The sequence below is a fragment of the Limnohabitans sp. TS-CS-82 genome, assembly GCF_002943475.1.
The window spans coordinates 243,816-264,857 of record NZ_PTQX01000001.1 but is presented as its reverse complement, the minus strand read 5'-3'; the positions used below and the strand labels follow the sequence as shown (position 1 = coordinate 264,857).

The following is a 21,042-nucleotide window of genomic DNA, read 5'->3' as shown; positions in this document are numbered from 1 at the left end:
TAAATCATTATGAAAATTTCTACTAGTCTTTACTTCGATCGTGCGACGCAGCAGCTGGGTGGGGTTCAGTCCCGTTTGACCAAGGTGCAAGAGCAACTCTCCACGGGCTTACAAATTGTCAAGCCCAGTGACGCGCCAGACAAAGCATCGTTGGTCACACGACTTGAATCCGAACTGGCTCGCCAATCGGGCTACCAAGACACACTCAAAGCGGTCAACGTGCGTTTGACGGCCGAAGAAACTGCGCTGAAAAACACCAGCGATGTGATGTTTCGCATCAAGGAGTTGTCGGTGCAAGCTGCCAACGACACCTTAGGCCTGCAAGACCGTCAAAGCATTGCACTAGAGCTGGGTTCTTTGCGTGAGCAAATTTTGAGTTTGGCCAATAGCCAAGACAGCAACGGCAATTATTTGTTTTCTGGCAGTCGTGCTGGTGAAGAAGCCTTCAGCAAAGACAGCAGCGGTCGCATCATTTATCAAGGCGACCATGCACGCATGAAAGTCAACGTGGGTGACAACCGCCGCATGAACCTGAACTTGCCCGGCTCGGACATCTTCACCCGCGTGGTTCGCGATGATGGCAAGGGAGGCAAGGTCGGTGTCGACTTCTTCCAAGCCCTCGATGACCTCACGCAAGCTGTCAAAACGGCTGACCGCACCAAAATTCAACGTGGCATTGGCGAGATTGACACCTTGCAAATTGGTGTCAGTGAAGGCTTGGGTCAAATTGGTGCGGATCTGAGCGTGGTCGACATGCAAACCACGGTGCTGGATCAAGTGGTCTTGCGTTTGCAAACCACCCGCTCGGACATTGAAGACTTGGATTACACCGAAGCGATCACCCGAATGAACAAAGACCAGTTGGCTTTAGAAGCTGCCCAAAGCAGTTTTTCAAAGATTTCACAAATGAGTTTGTTCAAGTTTTTGAATTGATCTGCTCAAGCTTTTCAATAAAGTGCCGACCTACCTGGTGAACTGATCTTTATGGCCACAACGACCCCTACCTCTTCATTGAGCTCCGCGACGAGCTCTGCTTTGGCGTCCTCCACGGCGGCTGTGGCTGCTGCCAATAAGGCCGCTGCGCAAAAATTAGTCACCTCACTGGGTGCTGGTTCTGGGGTGGATGTCAGCGCCTTGGCGCAAAACTTGGTGGATGCCGAGCGTGTCCCCAAAGAAAACGCGATCAATGCAAAGATCACCAAAAACGAATCGCGTATCTCTGGCTATGCAGCCATGTCATTTGTCTTGTCAGGCGTACAAACCGCGCTGACTGCACTCAAAGATCAAAACAACTTCAACGCACTTGGCGTTGCCAACAGCAACGCGGCTGCTTTTTCAGTCACCACCAGCGCCACAGGCACTGCGGGTAGCCATGAAATTGAGGTCTTGCGCGTTGCCAAAGCACAGCGCTCTGTGAGCGATGGCGTGGCGTCTGGTTCGACCCCCTTGAATGGCGGCTTGGCCATGAGCCTGACGATGAACGTGGGCAGCCCTTCGCCTGTGGCCTCCACCATTCAACTGGCTGCTGGCAAAGACACCCCCCAAGAGATTGTCAATGCCATCAACGATGCCAAAACCGGCGTCACGGCACAGCTGGTCAACACGGGTGATGGCAGCGCCACACCCTATCAAATTGTGCTGTCTGGCGCGACAGGTGCAGCCGGTGCGTTTAGTCTGACGCCCAATTATTTGGCGGGCGCAGGCTCGCCCGGCTTGAGCTTTTCAAACGTCAACGCCGCTAACCAAACCGCCACAGACGCATTGGTCAAGGTCGATGGCATCAGCTACACCCGAACCACCAATACCCTCACCGATGTGGTGCCAGGTTTGACCTTGGGTCTCAAAACCACCACCAGCAGCGTTGCCACGATTGACCTCACACGTGACAACACCGGTGTGAAAGAAAAAATGGCCGCTTTGGTCACGGCCTACAACGATGCGCAGACCATTTTCAAAGAAGTGTCAGACCCCAAGTCGTCTTTAGAAACTTATGGCGCCACCTTGTTGGGAGACTCATCCGTGCGCTCCATCAAGCAGCAGTTGCGTGAGATGGTCATGGGCCAATCCTCCACCCCTGGAACAACCGTGGGTGCGCTTTGGCAAATGGGCGTGAGCATCGACATGCAAGGCACCATGACTTTGGATAACACCAAACTCGAGAGTGTGTTGTCTAGCAATTATGCGGACGTCGTCAAAACCTTCACTGGCAACCAAAACGGTTTGTCCGTCTACAGCACGGCCAATGCGGGCGTGGCTGGCGATGCGGTGAAGAAAATTTCTAAGCTGTTGGGCCCCACGGGTATTTTGCAAACGCAAAGTAACTCGGCCACGACGCAAAATACCAAGTACAGCGAAGACTTGACCAAGCTGCAAACCCGCATGGACAACTTGCTCCTACGCTACCAAAAGCAGTTCTCTGCCATGGATAGTTTGGTGGGCGGTGTCAATGCTCAGAAGACCAGCCTCAAATCTACCTTTGAGGGCATGATGGCCAACCTTACGGGTAAATCAGGCTAATTAACTAATCACCTTTCATTACTTTTGGCCGTTGTGCAATTTATTTTGCGCAATGGCTAAAGTTGTTGCGCGTGCTGCCGAATCAGCTGTACACGACCTAGCGGCAAGTTTTTGCCGCTGCGAAAGGATGGTTCTTATGCTCTCTGAATTGACCAGCGGTAATCCCGCTCCCACACCCGCCCCCGTGCGTAGCAAAGCAGCTGCGCCTGTGGCGACTGCCGTTCCACCGACGCCAGAAGATGCGCCCAAAGTACAAGCGCCTAAACCTGTTGACATCAAGGTAGACACCCAAGCTTTGAAAGAAAAGCTCATGGAGTCTATTCAGCATCTCAATCAGGCCATGCGTGATGGTGGACGTAATTTAAATTTCCATATGGACGAAGCAGTGGGTGCGCCCGTGGTCACGGTGAAGAATGCGGATACAGGGGAAGTGGTTCGTCAGTTGCCTAATGAGGTGGTGGTGCGTATTGCGCACAACATTGAAGAGTTCAAAGGACTCTTGCATAACAAATTAACTTAAAAATTTAATCAAACCACTCAAGTAATTTCTTAGAGTGACGATTCACCAGCCATCAGGGAAACAAATTCGTGTTTCTCTGGCAATAACCCCTCAGTGATGACTTTTTAGGAGAAACATCATGTCAGTGATCAACACCAACGTAAAGGCTCTTGCAGCACAAGGCTCGCTGAGCAATGTGAACAAGACGTTGCAAACTTCAATGGAACGTCTGTCCACAGGTTTGCGTATCAACAGCGCGAAAGATGATGCAGCCGGCTTGGCCATCACCAACCGCATGACTTCTCAAATTCGCGGTTATGGCATGGCCATCCGCAACGCCAACGACGGCACCTCCATGTTGCAAACAGCTGAAGGCGCGATGGGTCAAGTCACTAACATGCTGCAACGCATGCGTGAACTGTCGATTCAGTCTGCCAACGGTGGCATGACAACTTCTGATCGCGAATCTTTGCAAAACGAAGTGACTGAGTTGAAAGCCCAAATCCAAGAAGTGGCTACTTCGACGAACCACAACACCATCAAGTTGTTGGACGGTTCTGCTGGCGACATCAAATTGCAAACTGGCGTGAAAGCCGGCGACATGATGAGCATCGGTTTCTCTTCTGTTCAAACCAAAGACTTGGGCTTGGGCACTTTGAGCACGGTGAGTTCTATCGGTGGCAAGATCAACGGCAACGTCAATGGCGCTTTGACAGATGGTTCATTGATCTTGAACGGCGTTTCTGTCGGTGCTTCATTGGCTGGCTCTGACGACATTTCTTCTGCTAACAAAGATGCCAGCGCGATCGCTAAGGCAGCTGCTATTAACGCAGTGTCAGATCGCAGCGGCGTGTTTGCTGTGGTGAGCAAGAACGAAGTCGCAGGTTCTGTGGCAACGGCAGCAACTGCCGGTGAGCTCGGTGTTGTGAAGATCAACGGCTTTGAAACTGCTGGTTTCTATATGTCGGGTAACAAAGAAATTGACCGTACTGCCGTGGTGCAAGCGATCAACGACATTGCAGACCGTACCGGTGTGCGTGCCACAAACACCACAGACGACAACCAAGGTATTTCATTGACTGCTGCTGATGGCCGCAACATTGTGTTGGACGTCGGTACAACCAATGCATCGGTTGCTACGCTGGCCCAAATGGGTATGGCAGCGGCTGGTACATATGTCGGTTCATACCAACTCAGCACCAAAGATGGCTCTTCCATCACGGTCGGTAGCACAGTGGCCACATCTCAAACCAGTGAAATTCGCTCAGGCATTCGCTTCGGTACTTACGAAGCTGGTGCGGCGCAAGCTGCCACAACCACGCGTGCATCTACTGCGGCAGCTCCTGCTTCAGGCAATGCGGGTGTGTTGAATGGCAACACATTGGTCATCAATGGTGTGGGTATTCAAGCTGCTCAAGGTGCTGATGACGATGCATCATTCGAAAATACAGGTTCGACCAAAGCTGCCAGCGCGATTGCGATTGCTGCTGCCATCAACAAGTCTTCCGAAATTACGGGTGTGACTGCGAAAGCAAACGCGAACTCTATCAAGGGTTCTGGTTTCACAGCTGCGGCGATCAGCAGCATCAAATTGAACGGCATTGACATCACCACCACATTGGGCACCAGCTCAACCCGTGAAGACGTGTTGCAAATCTTCAACTCTCGTTCAGGTGAAACTGGCGTGACAGCGACAGCCTACGGTGACGGTATCGAGTTGGTGGCTGCCGATGGCCGCAACATCTCGATCAGCACAGACGCTGGTGGTGCTGCGGCTGCTGCTGGCCTCGGCTTGGCTGGTATGACGGTGGGTGCTACAGGTGCAGAGACTTCTTACTACGCTGGTGTGACTTTGACTTCGGACAAAGCCTTCTCACTGAACAGCGGTAGCGAAGGTGACACTTTGAACTTCAAAGCCTTGGGCTTCAACGAAGGTACTTTTGGTGGTGCTAACGACGGTGCGAAAGTCGCTGAAATCGACATCTCCACAGTTGCAGGTTCAACCTCTGCTTTGTTGGTGATCGATGCTGCGATTGAGCAAGTCGGTAAGAACCAAGCCAAGACCGGTGCTTTCTTGAACCGTTTGGACGCTGTGGTCAGCAACTTGACTGAGTCAAATCAAAACATGTCTGAGTCACGCAGCCGTATCTTGGATACTGACTACGCGACAGAAACGACCAATTTGGCGAAGTCACAGATTGTTCAGCAAGCCGCCACAGCGATGTTGGCGCAAGCGAACCAATCGGCACAAAGCGTGTTGAGCTTGCTCAAGTAATTTGACAGCTTAGTGCACAAAAACGGGCAGGCCACCTTTAGGTCTGCCCGTTTTTTTAGTTATTTGCTACTCATTATTCGTACCTGTTTATTTTTTAAATAAATTACTCAAGTCCCCTCAAGTTTTTCAGTCTCGAACCGATCTACAGATACCGGCATAGTTTTTGCGAATGCTTGTCTTGCGTGTGCAAGTAGCTTTTACAAGAACGCGATATCAAAGGATAGATCATGGCTTCGATTTCACTAAACCTCAATTTGGCCCCCTCCAGCTACGGGAGCTCCGCCTATTCATCAGGCTCGGACGTCTCTGGCTACACCTCGGCTGACATTGCGGCGTTGACGGTTAAACAAGTCGGTTCTTTGACAACCGCGCAAGTGGCAGCTCTCGACCCGGCGGCTTTTGCCGGTTTTACGACAGCCCAAATTCCTGCGTTGAGTGCCACCAGCCTGACGGTTGTTTCGTCCTCTCAACTGAGTAACCTGTCCAATGATCAGCTGGGATCATTTAAGGCCACACAGCTGAAATCGATTTCGACGGCCAATATCGCAAGCCTGAGCACCAGCCAAATTTCTGCCATCAAGGGCACCCAAATCACGGGGTTGACCACCGATCAGGTGCAGGCCCTGACCACGTCGCAAATTAAGGCGGTGGCGACCAGTGCCATCCAAGCGATGTCGGTGGATCAAATTTTTGGATTGATCACGGCTCAAATTGCTGCTGTGGGTACTGAGCAATTGGCAGCTTTGTCAGCCAAGCAAATCGCCGGCATGGAAGCTGCCGATGTGCAAGCCTTGGGTTCCGATCAACTGCGCTCACTCAGCACCACGCAAGTCCGTGCCTTGACATCGGCACAAGCCACAGCACTGACATCGGCACAAGTCAAAGCACTGACGACGTCGCAAGTCAATGCCTTGAGCTCTGCGCAAGTCAAAGCCTTGGACACGGTCGATTTGGCTGCCATGGGTACCGACCAAATTCAAGCCCTGTCCACAGCCGGTGTGGCCGGCTTGAGCACCGATCAAATGACGGCGCTCACCAGCACTCAATTCAAGAGCATGGCTGCCACACAGTTGGCGACGCTGTCTAACTCACAAATCAAAACGGTGGATACCGTTGATTTGGCGCAACTTTCTACGGATCAGTTGCAGTCACTCAAAGCCTCTACGGTGGCGGGCTTGACCACGGCGCAAGTCGCCTCGTTGAGCACCACATTGGTCCAAGCCCTCACCACTGCACAGGTGGCCAGTTTGACCACCGATCAAGTGGTTGCATTGACCACCACACAGGCTGAAAAACTCACAGCCACGCAAGTGGCTGCTTTGACCTCGGTGCAAGTCGGTGCTTTGCAAAACGAAGACTTGGCTAAGTTCTCATCCACACAAATTCAATCTCTGTCGTTGTCTGGCGTGAAAGCGCTGTCGAGTGCGCAACTGTCAAACTTGGGCACTGCACAAATTGAAAAGCTGACCACGGCGCAAGTGGCTGCTCTCAGCAGTACCCAGTTGTCTGCGCTCACCACGGCACAAGCTACAAAATTAACCACCGAACAACTGTCAGCATTGACGGGCAAACAAGCGATGGGTTTGGCAACGGCTGATTTGGTGGTGTTGACTTCCACCCAGCTGCAATCGATCGGCACTTCGGCGGTGGCTCAGTTGAGCACCGAGCAAGTGGCTGCATTGACCACTGACCAAATTGACAAACTGACCACAGCCCAAGTCAAGTCATTGACCACCGCGCAAGTCAAAGCTTTGAGTTCAGACCAAGTGTCTAAGCTCACCACAGCCCAAGTCAACGCCCTGAGTGGCGTACAAGTGGCCGCGTTGGATGCAAGTGATTTGGCAGGCCTGAGTGCCACCAAAGTGCAAGCGTTCACAACGGCCGCCGTGGCTGCGATGACCACAGCCCAAGTGGCTGCGTTGGACACCGCACAAGCTTCTGGGTTGACCACGGCACAGGTGCGCGCGTTGACGACCACCCAAGTGGCCGCACTGACCACGACACAGATTGAAAAGCTGGGTACAGCCCAGTTGGCTGCTTTGACCAGCACACAAGTCAAGGCGCTGGGAACAGCAGACTTGGCGAAACTCGACACAGCGCAGCTGCGTGCGATCACCACAGCGGCCATTGCAGGGTTGGACAGCACCCAAGTGGCGAGCTTGAGCACCTTGCAGGTGGCCAACTTGACAGACGGCCAAGTGGCTGGTTTGTCAGCCACACAAGTCAAAGCGATTGAAACCGCAGACGTGGCGGCCATGACCTCCACGCAATTGCAGTCGATCAGCGGTGCAGCGGTGGCTCAGTTGAGCACCGCGCAAGTGGCTGCATTGACCACAGACCAAATTGACAAACTGACCACAGCGCAAGTCACTTCATTGACCACAGCGCAAGTCAAAGCTTTGAGCTCAGACCAAGTGTCTAAACTCACCACGGCCCAAGTCAAAGCCCTGAGTGGCGTGCAAGTGGCCGCGTTGGATGCGGGTGATTTGGCAGGCCTGAGTGTGGCCAAAGTACAAGCGTTCACGACTGCCGCAGTGGCTGCGATGACCACAGCCCAAGTGGCTGCGTTGGACACCGCACAAGCTTCTGGGTTGACCACGGCACAGGTGCGCGCGTTGACGACCACCCAAGTGGCCGCGTTGACCACGACACAGATTGAAAAGCTGGGTACAGCTCAGTTGGCTGCATTGACCAACACGCAAGTCAAGGCGCTGGAAACAGCAGACTTGGCGAAACTCGATACAGCGCAGCTGCGTGCGATCACCACAGCGGCCATTGCAGGGTTGGACAGCACCCAAGTGGCGAGCTTGAGCACCTTGCAAGTGGCCAACTTGACAGACGGCCAAGTGGCTGGTTTGTCGGCGACACAAGTCAAAGCGATTGAAACCGCTGACGTGGCGGCCATGACCTCCACGCAATTGCAGTCGATCAGCGGTGCAGTGGTGGCTCAGTTGAGCACCGCGCAAGTGGCTGCATTGACCACAGCCCAAATTGACAAACTGACCACAGCCCAAGTCAAGTCATTGACCACAGCGCAAGTCAAAGCTTTGAGCTCAGAGCAAGTGTCTAAGCTCACCACAGCCCAAGTCAACGCCCTGAGTGGCGTACAAGTGGCCGCGTTGGATGCGGGTGATTTGGCAGGCCTGAGTGTGGCCAAAGTACAAGCGTTCACGACTGCCGCAGTGGCTGCGATGACCACAGCCCAAGTGGCTGCGTTGGACACCGCACAAGCTTCTGGTTTGACCACGGCACAGGTGCGCGCGTTGACAACCACCCAAGTGGCCGCATTGACCACGACACAGGTTGAAAAGTTGGGCACAGCCCAGTTGGCTGCTTTGACCAGCACGCAAGTCAAGGCGCTGGAAACAGCAGACTTGGCGAAACTCGATACAGCGCAGCTGCGTGCGATCACCACAGCGGCCATTGCAGGGTTGGACAGCACCCAAGTGGCGAGCTTGAGCACCTTGCAGGTGGCCAACTTGACAGACGGCCAAGTGGCTGGTTTGTCAGCCACACAAGTCAAAGCGATTGAAACCGCTGACGTGGCGGCCATGACTTCTACTCAGCTGCAATCGATCAGCGGTGCAGCGGTGGCTCAGTTGAGCACTGCGCAAGTGGCTGCATTGACCACAGACCAAATTGACAAACTGACCACAGCGCAAGTCACTTCATTGACCACAGCGCAAGTCAAAGCTTTGAGCTCGGAGCAAGTGTCTCAACTCACCACAGCCCAAGTCAAAGCCTTGAGCGACGTGCAAGTCGCCGCGTTGGATGCGGGTGATTTGGCAGGCCTGAGTGCCGCCAAAGTGCAAGCGTTCAGCACTGCTGCAGTGGCTGCGATGACGACAGCCCAAGTGGCTGCGTTGGACACCGCACAAGCCTCGGGTTTGACCACGGCACAGGTACGCGCGTTGACAACCACCCAAGTGGCCGCACTGACCACGACACAGATTGAAAAGCTGGGTACAGCCCAGTTGGCTGCTTTGACCAGCACACAAGTCAAGGCGCTGGAAACAGCAGACTTGGCGAAACTCGACACAGCGCAGCTGCGTGCGATCACCACAGCGGCGATTGCAGGTTTGAGTACTGCACAAATCACAGCCTTGACGACAGCGCAAGTCTCTAATTTGACCGATGCCCAAGTCAAAGCACTGAACGCAGACCAAGCCAAAGGCTTGGCTGGGGACGATCTGGCCAAGCTCACCACGGCACAAGTGCAGGCACTGTCTAGTGGGGCATTGGCTGCACTGACCACCACGCAAGTGGGTAGCTTGACGTCCGATCAGCTCAACAGCTTGACCACGGCCCAAGTGGCTGCCATCACCACCTCGCAAGTGGCGGCCTTGGACGCAGGTCAGCTCAGCAACTTAGGCACGACACAGTTCAAAGCCTTGAGCGCTGCGCAACTCGCTGCCATCAGCACGGCTCAAGTGGCCAACCTCAGCACGGCCCAGCTGTCGGTCATGACCGCCGCGCAGGTCAAAGGCATTGAAACCGCCGACTTTGCCAAACTCAGCACCGACCAATTGGCAGCCTTGAACAGCGCTGCTACTGTGGCCCTGAGCAGCGACCAGTTGGCTGCTTTCACCACCACCCAAGCCGCTGGTTTGGGTACGGCGCAGTTGTCGGCATTGAGCCGCACGCAAGCGCAATACTTAGAAACGGCTGACCTTGCTAAATTGGGTTCGGACCAGATTCGTTCACTCAACAGCTTGGCCATCTCTGGTTTGACCACGGCACAAGTGGTGTCGTTGTCGACCGACCAGCTGTCTGCGCTGCAAACCAGCCAAGTGGCCGGTTTGACCACCGCCCATGCCGCCGCATTGACATCCACAGCCGCCGCCAAGCTGGGCACCGCCCAAGTGGCAGCGTTGTCGTCAGCCCAGGTGGGCGCATTGGCAGCCTCTGCCTTGGCCAATTTGTCGACCGATCAGCTGCGTGCCATCAGCACCAAAGCCGTGTCGGCCTTCAGCACCGAACAAGTGGCCGCCTTGAGCGCTGCCAAGGTTGAAAAACTGCAAGCTGCTCAAATCGCCGCCTTGGGCTCCGCCCAAATTGCTACGCTCAGCACGGCACAAACTGCTGTGTTGACCACCGAGCAAGTCAGTAACCTGACGACCTTGCAAATCAAGGCTCTGCAAACCGCCAACGTGGCGAAGTTGTCGACCGACCAAGTTCGTGCCTTGACCACCGGCCATATTGCTGTGTTGTCTACCGAGCAAACCGCCGCCTTGACCACAGCCCAAGTCAGCAAACTCACATCTGACCAAGTGTCCACCCTGACCGCCAAGCAGTTGAGTGCCGCCACGGCGGGCAGCATCGCCGCTTTGGCCACAGATGGCGTGGCCACCCTGGATGGTGTGCAAGTGCGAGCTTTGTCGAGCGACCAAGTCAAGGCCTTGACCACCAGTCAAGCCGCAGCGTTAACCTCGGTGGCCACGGCCGCCATGACGACAGCCCAAGTGGCTGCGATGGATTCGGCTGATTTGGCGGCCCTCAACACACAAGCCGTGCAAGCCTTGTCGGCTGCTGCGTTGAATGCGCTGAGCTCAACACAGCTCAATGCGTTCACCTCAGATCAAATCAAAGCGCTGACGACAGCACAATTGACGGCCGTCAAGACCGACCAAATTGCAGCCCTCAGCACAGCACAAGCGAGTGCCCTAACTTCTGCTCAAGTTGCAGCGCTGAGTGTCAAGCAGGTGAGTGCCCTTGAAACGGCAGACATCGCAGCGTTGGCCACAGCTGCCACAGCTGCACTTAGCAGCGACCAACTGAATGCCCTCAGCACCGCACAAGTTGTGGCGCTGAGTACCGCACAAGTGTCTAACTTGGGCTCTGCTCAAGTGGCAGCGTTGACTACAGCGCAAGTGGCTGCGATGCAAACTGCTGACGTGGCCGCCTTGAACACCAGCGGTGTTCAAGCCTTGACCACCTCACAGCTCACCACGCTCAGCACCGCACAAGTGCGTGCTTTGACCAGCGACCAGGTAGGCAAGCTCACCACAGCCCAGTTGTCTGTGCTGACTGATGTCCAAGCTGCGGCTTTGGATACGGTTGACCTCGCGCAGCTCAGCACTGCCCAGGTGCGTGCCTTGTCTACCGCTGCCTTGTCAGGTTTGACCACCGCGCAAACTGCCAGCTTGAGCACCGACCAAGTGAAGAACTTGACCACGACCCAAGTGGCTGCTTTGAGCTCTGACCAAATCAAAGCATTGAGCACCGCTCAGTTGGCCAACTTGAGCACCACCCAAATGGCCGCGCTCAAAGCCACCCAAGTGGTGGGCATTGAAACCGCCGATTTGGTAACCCTCACCACCGACAAACTGGGTGCATTGACCACCGCTGCGGTGGCCGCTTTGAGCACGGCGCAAGTGGCCAGCTTGACCACCGATCAAATTGTGGGCTTGACAGCCACCCAAGCCAGCGCCTTGACCACCGACCAGGTGGTAGCGTTGACGACAGCGCAAGTTTCTAAATTGACCACCAGCTCGGCAGCCGCCCTGACGGCTACCCAAGTGGCCGCTCTGCAAACGGCTGACCTTGTCAAGTTGACGACCGACGTTGTCAGCGCTTTGAGCAGCAGTGCCGTGAGCGCGTTGACCACCTCACAAATCGCCGCCCTGACTACCGCACAAGCGGTGGCCTTGACGACCGACCAAATCAAACAACTGGGCACAGCCCAAGTGGCCGCGTTGACCACGGCCCAAGCCGCTGCATTGACTACGGACCAAGTGAGTGCCTTGAGTGGCACCCAAGTGGCCAAGCTTGAAACTGCAGATGTGGCCAAGCTCAGCACCTCAGCTGTTGCAGCCCTCAGCAGCGCACAAACGCGCAGCTTGACCACCGACCAAGTTGTGGCCTTGTCTACAGCCCAAGCTGCTGCCCTCAGCACCACCAGCGCCGCTGCCTTGACCTCCGCACAAGTGACGGCCCTAGAGACGGCAGACCTGGCCAAGCTCAGCACAGACGCTGTGGCCGCCTTGACCACCGCAGCTTTGCGTGGCCTGGACAGCAACCAAGTTGCTGCCATCACCACTGCACAATTGGCTGCGGTCACCACAGAGCAGCTGGCTTCGCTCACCACGGCCCAAGTTGCTGCTTTGACCACGGTTCAAGCCAGCAAACTCAGCACAGACCAAGTGGCATCGTTGACGACCGCCCAAGTGGCGGTGTTGGAAACTGCTGATTTGGCCAAGCTCTCTACAGAGGCCCTGGTGGCCCTCAGCACGGCACAGTTGCGTGCTTTGTCGACCGACCAAATCAGCGGCATGACCACAGCTCAAACCGCGGCCTTGACCAGCGACCAAGTTGGCTCGTTGACCACACCACAGTTGGCCGCTTTGTTGGTGGGCACGCCCATGAACACCATGACCACTGCTCAGGTGGCTGGCCTGACCACCGCACAAGTGGTGGCCTTGACCACCAAGCAAGCCAGCGAGTTGTCTTCTACGCAGCTGGCGGCCATGACCACAGCACAAGTCAAAGCCCTTGAGGTGGAAGACTTAGCCAAAATCAGCACCGCAGCCATCAGCGCTTTGACATCGGCACAAGCTGCCAACCTCACGACGGATCAGATGGTGGCCTTGACCACTGCGCAAGCGGCTCAGCTGGGCACTGCTGCTTTGGCTGGTTTGAGCTCTGCGCAAGTCGCGGCGCTTGAAACCGCCGACTTGGCCAAGCTCAGCACCGATGCGATTCAGTCCATCACGACTGCAGCCTTGGTTGGCTTGAGCGCTACAACGCAAGTGAGCAAACTCACCACGGCCCAAGTGGCTTCGTTGACCACGGCTCAGGTGAACGCACTCAGCACCTCGCAAGTGGCAGCGATGTCTACCGAGCAAGTGAGCAAGCTCAGTTCTGACCAATTGGCGGTCATGACCACCGCCCAAATTGCTGCCATTGAGGTGGCAGATCTGGCGGTCTTGACAACCTCTGCCTTGTCAGCCATCACCACCACACAAGCGGCCAAACTGACAACTGATCAAATTGTGGCTTTGACCACAGCGCAAGCTGCCAGTTTGAGCACCGACGCTTTGAGTGCTTTGAACTCGGCTCAAGTGGCTGCATTCCAAACGGCTGATTTGGCCCAGGTCAGCACTGCTGCTTTGGCGTCTCTCAGTACGGGCGCTTTGGCGGGCTTGAACACAGCCCAAGTGGCCGGCTTGAGCACAGCCCAAGTGGCCAACCTCACCACCGACCAAGTGGCTGCCTTGAGCACCACCAATGTCAGCGCGTTGACCACGGCGCAAGTGAGCAACTTGACGTCTGACCAGTTGTCTGTGTTGACCACAGGCCAAGTCAAAGCGATGACTTCTGCGCAAGTGGTGGCTTTGGGCACAGCCCAAATTAACAAGCTCAGCTCAGACCAAATGGCGGTGTTGACTTCGTCGCAAGTCAAAGCCATGGAAACGGCTGATTTGGTCAGCTTGACGTCCGATCAACTCGCCTCCATCAGCACCGCGGGTGTAGCCGCCTTGACGACAGACCAAGTGGTGGCATTGACAACAGCCCAAGTGGACAAGTTGACGACAGGCCAAGTGGCTGCGTTGACCAGTGCCCAAGTGGGTGCGATTGAAACCGCCGACCTGAACAAGTTGACCTCTGACCAAGTGGCTGCCATCACCACCGCCTCGTTGCGTGGTTTGAGCACAGACCAGGTGAGCAAGCTGGGTACAGCCCAGTTGGCAGCGTTGACGACAGGCCAATTGGTCTCGATGTCAACCGCCAGCGTGGCTGCCTTGACGACGGCACAAACCGTTGCCTTGACGACAGACCAAGTGGCTGCGTTGACCACGGCACAAGCCAAAGCGATCACGACAGCTGATGTGGCTGCCTTGACCTCGTTGCAAGTGGCTGCGCTCAGTACATTTGGCGTTGAGTCATTGACGACAGACCAAGTGGTGGCGTTGACGACAGCGCAAATGGACAAGTTGACGACAGGCCAAGTGGCTGCGTTGACCAGTGCTCAAGTGGGTGCTATTGAAACGGCCGATCTCAACAAGCTGACCTCTGACCAAGTTGGAGCACTCCGTACCGCCTCGTTGCGTGGTTTGACGACAGACCAAGTGAGCAAGCTGGGCACAGCCCAGTTGGCTGCGTTGACGACAGGCCAATTGGTCTCGATGTCAACCGCCAGCGTGGCTGCCTTGACGACGGCACAAACCGTTGCCTTGACGACAGACCAAGTGGCTGCGTTGACCACGGCACAAGCTAAGGCGCTTACGACAGCTGATGTGGCTGCTTTGACCTCAGTGCAAGTCGCTTCGATCAGCACAGCGGGTGTCGCTGCCTTGACGACAGACCAAGTGGTGGCGTTGACAACTGCGCAAGTGGACAAGTTGACAACAGGCCAAGTGGCTGCGTTGACCAGTGCCCAAGTGGGTGCCATTGAAACGGCCGATCTCAACAAGCTGACCTCTGACCAAGTGGCTGCCATCACCACCGCCTCGTTGCGTGGTTTGACGACAGACCAAGTGAGCAAGCTGGGCACAGCCCAGTTGGCTGCGTTGACAACAGGCCAATTGGTCTCGATGTCAACCGCCAGCGTGGCTGCCTTGACGACGGCGCAAACTGTTGCCTTGACAACAGACCAAGTGGCTGCGTTGACCACGGCACAAGCTAAGGCGCTTACGACAGCTGATGTGGCTGCTTTGACCTCAGTGCAAGTCGCTTCGATCAGCACAGCGGGTGTCGCTGCCTTGACGACAGACCAAGTGGTGGCATTGACAACAGCCCAAGTGGACAAGTTGACGACAGGCCAAGTGGCTGCGTTGACCAGTGCCCAAGTGGGTGCGATTGAAACCGCCGACCTCAACAAGCTGACCTCTGACCAAGTGGCTGCCATCACCACCGCCTCGTTGCGTGGTTTGACGACAGACCAAGTGAGCAAGCTGGGCACAGCCCAGTTGGCTGCGTTGACGACAGGCCAACTGGTCTCGATGTCAACCGCCAGCGTGGCTGCCTTGACGACGGCGCAAACCGTTGCCTTGACAACAGACCAAGTGGCTGCGTTGACCACGGCACAAGCTAAGGCGATTACGACAGCTGATGTGGCTGTGTTGACTTCAACACAAGTCGCCTCCATCAGCACAGCGGGCGTCGCTGCCTTGACGACAGACCAAGTGGTGGCGTTGACGACAGCGCAAATAGACAAGTTGACGACAGGCCAAGTGGCTGCGTTGACCAGTGCCCAAGTGGGTGCCATTGAAACGGCTGACTTGAACAAGTTGACTGCAGAGCAAGTGGCATCCATTGCCACGGCTTCGATCAGTGGTTTGACCACGGCGCAAGTCAGCAAGTTGGGCACTGCACAACTGACGGCATTGACCACAGCCCAAACTGCGGCTCTGAGCACAGCCAACGTGGCTGCGTTGACGACGGATCAAATCAGCACCTTGACCACTGAACAAGTGGCCAAGATGACGACCAATCAAATCAAGGCGATCACTGCGGCTGATGTGGCCAAGCTGACCACAGACCAAGTACAAGCCTTGACCACCGATGCTGTGGTGGCCCTGACCACTGCACAGGCGGCTGTTCTGACCAGCGCGCAAGTGTCTGTGATGAGTACAGCGCAGCTGAGCAAGCTGGAAACAGCTGACTTTGCAGCCTTGGGTACCTCTGCGATTGCAGCTTTGACGACAGACCAAGCCACCAAGCTGACCACCGATCAACTGGTGGCCTTGACGACAGACCAAGCGGCCAAGCTGAGCACGGATGCTTTGAGTTCGTTGAGCTCGGCACAAGTGGGCGCATTGCAAACGGCTGACTTGGCGCAAGTGAGCACCGCTGCCATTGCCTCGATCACCACGGCCGCACTGGCTGGTTTGACCGACGCACAAATGAGCAAGCTCACCACGGCACAAGTGGCTGGTTTGACGACAGACCAAGTGGCTAAGTTGTCAACAGCACAAGTGGCTGCGTTGACGACAGCCCAAGCCGCAGTCCTGAACAGCGACCAAGTGCAGGCGATGACCACGGCGCAAATCAAAGCCATTGAAACGGCTGACTTTGCTGCCTTGACTACCTCTGCCATCGGTGCTTTGACGACAGCCCAAACGGTTGCCTTGACCACCGACCAAGTGGTGGCGTTGACGACAACGCAAGCTGCTAAATTGAGTGCAGATTCAGCCGCAGTGCTGAGCACTGCCCAAGCGACGGCCCTGCAAACCGCAGATTTGGCGAGCTTGAGTACAGCAGCTGTGAATGCGTTGACGACAGCGGCTGTGTCTAAGTTGTCCACCTTGCAGGTGAGCAGCATGGGCACTCAGCAGATCGCTGCGTTGAGCCAGGACCAAGTGGCCAAGCTGACCACTGACCAAGTGGTGGGTTTGACCACCACACAAGTGGCAGCGATCACCAGTGATCAACTGGCTGTTTTGACAACAGCGCAAGTTGCCGCGATGGAAACACGTGATGTGGCTGCCTTGACCACGGCGCAAATCAGCAAGCTGACCGAAGCCCAAGTGGCTGCCATGACCACGGCGCAAGTCAAAGCCATTGAAACGGCTGACTTGGTGAAGCTGACCGATGCGCAACTGCAAGTCATCACCACCGCCGCAGTGGCGGCCATGACGACTGACCAGTTGGCCAATATTGGCTCTGCTCAAATCAGCAAACTGACCGTGGGCCAAATGGCTGCTTTGGGCTCTGCCCAAGTCGCTGCCTTGACCACGGCCAATATGCAGCAGTTGAGCATTGACCAAGTGGCTTCCATCACATCTGCCGCTGTGAAGGGCCTGACTACAGACCAAATCAGCACACTGAAGACAGCCCAATTGGCTGCCATGACCACAGCCCAAGTGGCCAACTTGTCGGTGGACCAACTCAACAGTTTGACCACGGCTCAATTTGGCAAGTTGACGGCGACCCAAGTGGCTGGTTTGACTACTGCGCAAGTGAAGTCGCTGGAGACGGAAGACTTGGTGCAGTTGACTTCTGAAGATCAGCTGCAGGCGATCACCACAGATGGCATCAAGGCCATGATGGCTGAGTCGATCACGGCACTGACCACGGCTCAAATCAGCAAACTTGCCACAGGTCAGATCAATGTGCTGAGCAATGCACAACTGCAAGCCATTGAGACGGCAGATTTGCAGAAATTGACCAATGAGCAAGTGCAGGCGATCACAACCGCTGGCATCAAAGCTTTGACGGTGGACCAAGTGAGTAACTTCACCACTGCACAAATCGCTGCATTGACCACTGGACAAGTTAAGGCTTTGACGGCTGACCAAATCGTTGGCTTGACCACGGCACAAGTAAGCAAGTTGACCGAAGATCAACTCAAGGCGATGACTACGGCACAAATCAAGGTGATTGCCACCGATGATGTGAAAGCGTTGACAGCTGCACAGCTGCAAGCCATCACGACAGATGGCATCAAGGCCCTGACGGTGGACCAAATGGCGGTGATCACCACGGCGCAAATTTCTAATTTGCTCGATACACAGGTGAGCAAGCTCAGCGTGACACAGTTGCAAGCATTGGCTTCAGACTCGTTGCGTGCTTTGACTGAAACACAAATTCAGTCCATCACCACCACAGGCATCAAGGGCTTGGCTCTGGATCAAGTGGCTAGCCTGACCACCAAGCAGTTGGCCGCTTTGAGTACCGAACAAGTGGTGAGCTTGACCGCTAGCCAGATTGAGAGCTTGACGACGGCGCAAATCAGCAAGTTGACCGAGACGCAAATCGACAAGATGACCACGGCTCAGATCAAAGCCATTGAAACGGCTGACCTGATCAAGATGACGGCATCTCAGTTGCAAGCCATCACCACCGCTGGTGTGAAGGCCATGTTGGCTGACCAAGTGACCGCATTGACCACTGATCAAATCAGTGAGTTGACTGTGGCCCAAGTGGGTGTGATGACTGCATCGCAAGTGCAGGCGATTGAAACCGCTGACTTGGCCTTGATGACCAATGACCAAGTGGCTGCTTTGAGCACCGCGGCCGTCAAAGGCATGAGTGTGGATCAGCTGAGCAAGATCACGACAGCACAATTGGCGTCGTTGACCACGGCCCAAGTGTCTGTGCTGACCGCTGATCAATTGGCTGGTTTGACGACAGCACAAATCAGCAAACTGACCGAAACGCAAATGGCGACGTTGACTTCGACGCAAATCAAGACCATTGAAACGGCCGATTTGCAGAAGCTCACTGCCGCACAGTTGCAAGCCATTACCACCACGGCTGCAAAAGCTTTGACGGTTGATCAAATGGCCGCGTTCACAACAGCGCAAATCAGTAAATTGACTGAGGCACAAGTGACCGAGTTGAATGCTGCTCAGGTTCAGGCCATCACGACAGCCAATATTCAACAGTTGACCAACTCGCAAGTGCAAGCCTTGACCACCACAGCGGTGAAGGGCATGTTGACCGAGCAAATCAGCAAGTTGACAGCTACACAGTTGGCCAACTTGACCACGTCTCAAGTGGCTGTGTTGACCGCTGATCAGATTGTGTCGTTCACGACCGATCAAATCAGCAAGTTGACGGCAGAGCAAGTGGGTGCGATGACTACGGCGCAAATCAAGTCAATTGCGACCGATGATTTGCAGAAACTGACTGCGGCGCAGATTCAAGGCATCACCACCAATGGTGTGAAAGCGCTGCTGGCTGAACAAGTTGCGGCCTTCACGACAGCTCAAATCAGCAAGCTGACAGAGGAGCAAGTAGGTGTGTTGTCGGTGGCTCAAGCGCAAGCATTGGAGACCGCTGATTTGCAGAACTTGACGAATGCCCAAGTGCAAGCATTGAGTACTACGGCTGTTCGCAACTTGACGACCGAGCAGTTGAGTAGCTTCACACCGACGCAAGTGGCTAACTTGACGACGGCCCAGATTGTGTCGTTGACCACGGCTGACCAAGTGCCAGCTTTGACCACGGCCCAGGTGAACAAGCTGACGGGTGAACAAGTGGCTGTGATGAGCACGGCGCAGATTGTGGCGATTGAAACCGCTGATATCCAAGCGTTGAACAACACGGCGCTGCAAGCCATCACCACAGCGGGTGTGAAAGCCTTGACCACAGACCAAGTGGTGGCATTGACCACAGCACAAATCAGCAAGTTGACGGCAGAGCAAGTAGCAGTGATGACCACAGCACAAGTGGTTGCAATCGAAACTGCTGATATCTCTAAGCTGACGAATGAGCAAATTGCTTCTATCAGCACTGCAGGTATCAATGCGTTGACAGCGGCAGCATCTGGCCAAATTGAGCAATTGACAGCCTCTCAGTTGAGTTCGTTGACTAGCGCGCAGGTTGTGGCCTTGTCGACAGCGGCTGTTGCAGCCTTGTCAACCGCTCAGATCAGTAAGTTGACAGCCGAGCAAGTGGCCGTGATGACCACGGCTCAGATTGCTGCGATTGAAACTGCTGATTTGGTCAAGATGACTAACAGTCAGATTGAGGCCATCTCGACCGCGGGTATCGTGGCATTGACGACAGCTCAAGTGAACGCCATCACTACCAGCCAGATCAAAGCACTGACCCCAGCGCAGATCACGGCAATTGCAACGGATGACATTGCTGTGATTGGTACGGACCAGCTTCGTTTGTTGTCTGATGAGCAGGTTGCTGCAATCAGCACAGCAGATATTGTTGCTCTGACAACGGCTCAAGTGGCCAACATGAAAGCGACCCAAGTGGCGGCCTTGACGACAGCTCAAATAGCGAGTTTAGAGGTGGCTGACTTGAAGGTGTTGACACAAGCACAGCTGAACAATATGTCACAAGAGCAATGGAATGCAGTTACTGATAAGACTGTGACCGGTGCACTGTTTGGTGGAGTGAAATCAGCACCTTATGTCTAAGCGCTAAAAAGGATGGATGAGGATATTCTTCATCCATCCTTTCAGTACCTTTGGGGGGTAGGCCCGTATGGCTTAAATTTTGCTTTGTTTAATTGTCTGAAAATTGACATGAATTAACAAAGGAATCCATATGGAAAAACCACTTTTTACGGCTCACAACATCCTGTTGGATGATGGGACGTATACCAAAGATAAAAATCTTCCGGCCATGACGGAAGAGCCTAGGCTTATTTCGGCAAAAAAGGTATTCGATTCTGTGTTTCAGGGTGACCGTGATCGGCTGAGAATTGCGGATCTTGGATGCTTGGAAGGCGGATACGCCACTGAATTTGCACGATTGGGCTATGACTCTCTTGGTATTGAAGTCCGTGATTCCAATTTTGCTGCTTGTAACTACGTTAAATCAAAAACCAATTTAAGCAATTTGCACTTTGCACAAAATGACGTGCTCAATGTTGAGCAATATGGTCGATTTGATGGCATATTTTGCTGTGGACTTTTATATCACTTGGATAAGCCAAGAGAATACTTGAAAGTACTAGGTGGCATCACACGCAAAGTACTCATTCTTCAAACGCATTTTGCTTTGACGGACGATTTCAATCAGCTTGGGTTGAGCGATACAAGGTTCCAACTAAGCGCCCTTGAAGAAAACGAAGGCATTCAAGGACGCTGGTATGAGGAATTTAATGAAGATACCAAAGTAAGCGACAAAGATAATATGCGTTGGTCGTCATGGGAGAACCACCGCTCGTTCTGGCCAACAAAAGAATACCTATTGCAAAGCATGTACGACGCAGGATTCGACCTGGTCATGGAAGAGTTTGATTCGTTGCGCCCCAATATCGTTCAAGGTTTAGGTAGAGATTATTATTCGGCATTACGCGGAACATTTATTGGTATTAAGTCTTAATTTAATATTAACAAAGAGT

6 protein-coding genes are annotated in these 21,042 nt (G+C 54.5%); all 6 read left to right on the top strand.

Going from position 1 to position 21,042, the window contains the following annotated elements; all coding sequences use genetic code 11:
* Nucleotides 1-9 precede the first annotated feature (9 nt).
* The 6 genes from flgL (at nucleotide 10) to C5F52_RS01110 (ending at nucleotide 21,023) form a co-directional block, all read left to right on the top strand.
* Nucleotides 10-933 (top strand): flagellar hook-associated protein FlgL, encoded by a 924-nt coding sequence (gene flgL, locus C5F52_RS01135; RefSeq protein WP_104796496.1) that lies wholly within the window; start codon nucleotides 10-12, stop codon nucleotides 931-933.
* A gap of 51 nt (nucleotides 934-984) precedes the next feature.
* Nucleotides 985-2,517, top strand: coding sequence for a flagellar filament capping protein FliD (gene fliD, locus C5F52_RS01130; protein ID WP_104796495.1), 1,533 nt, complete (start codon nucleotides 985-987; stop codon nucleotides 2,515-2,517).
* 136 nt (nucleotides 2,518-2,653) lie between these two features.
* Complete coding sequence (locus C5F52_RS01125) at nucleotides 2,654-3,037, top strand: flagellar protein FlaG (RefSeq protein ID WP_161499632.1); 384 nt, start codon at nucleotides 2,654-2,656, stop codon at nucleotides 3,035-3,037.
* A 118-nt stretch (nucleotides 3,038-3,155) separates the two neighbouring features.
* Nucleotides 3,156-5,291, top strand: a complete 2,136-nt coding sequence (locus C5F52_RS01120) for a flagellin (protein WP_104796493.1) — start codon at nucleotides 3,156-3,158, stop codon at nucleotides 5,289-5,291.
* Nucleotides 5,292-5,518: 227 nt separating this feature from the next.
* Nucleotides 5,519-20,110: a hypothetical protein gene (locus C5F52_RS01115; protein WP_104796492.1), complete on the top strand. Its 14,592-nt coding sequence runs from the start codon at nucleotides 5,519-5,521 to the stop codon at nucleotides 20,108-20,110.
* A 130-nt stretch (nucleotides 20,111-20,240) separates the two neighbouring features.
* Nucleotides 20,241-21,023, top strand: a complete 783-nt coding sequence (locus C5F52_RS01110; protein WP_104796491.1) for a bifunctional 2-polyprenyl-6-hydroxyphenol methylase/3-demethylubiquinol 3-O-methyltransferase UbiG — start codon at nucleotides 20,241-20,243, stop codon at nucleotides 21,021-21,023.
* Nucleotides 21,024-21,042 lie beyond the last annotated feature (19 nt).

Bases quoted from the DNA above. Each gene is read 5' to 3' on its own strand.
- C5F52_RS01120 (WP_104796493.1), top strand. From the start codon at position 3,156: ATGTCAGTGATCAACACCAACGTAAAGGCTCTTGCAGCACAAGGCTCG.
- C5F52_RS01125 (WP_161499632.1), top strand. From the start codon at position 2,654: ATGCTCTCTGAATTGACCAGCGGTAATCCCGCTCCCACACCCGCCCCC.
- C5F52_RS01115 (WP_104796492.1), top strand. From the start codon at position 5,519: ATGGCTTCGATTTCACTAAACCTCAATTTGGCCCCCTCCAGCTACGGG.
- C5F52_RS01110 (WP_104796491.1), top strand. From the start codon at position 20,241: ATGGAAAAACCACTTTTTACGGCTCACAACATCCTGTTGGATGATGGG.
- fliD (WP_104796495.1), top strand. From the start codon at position 985: ATGGCCACAACGACCCCTACCTCTTCATTGAGCTCCGCGACGAGCTCT.
- flgL (WP_104796496.1), top strand. From the start codon at position 10: ATGAAAATTTCTACTAGTCTTTACTTCGATCGTGCGACGCAGCAGCTG.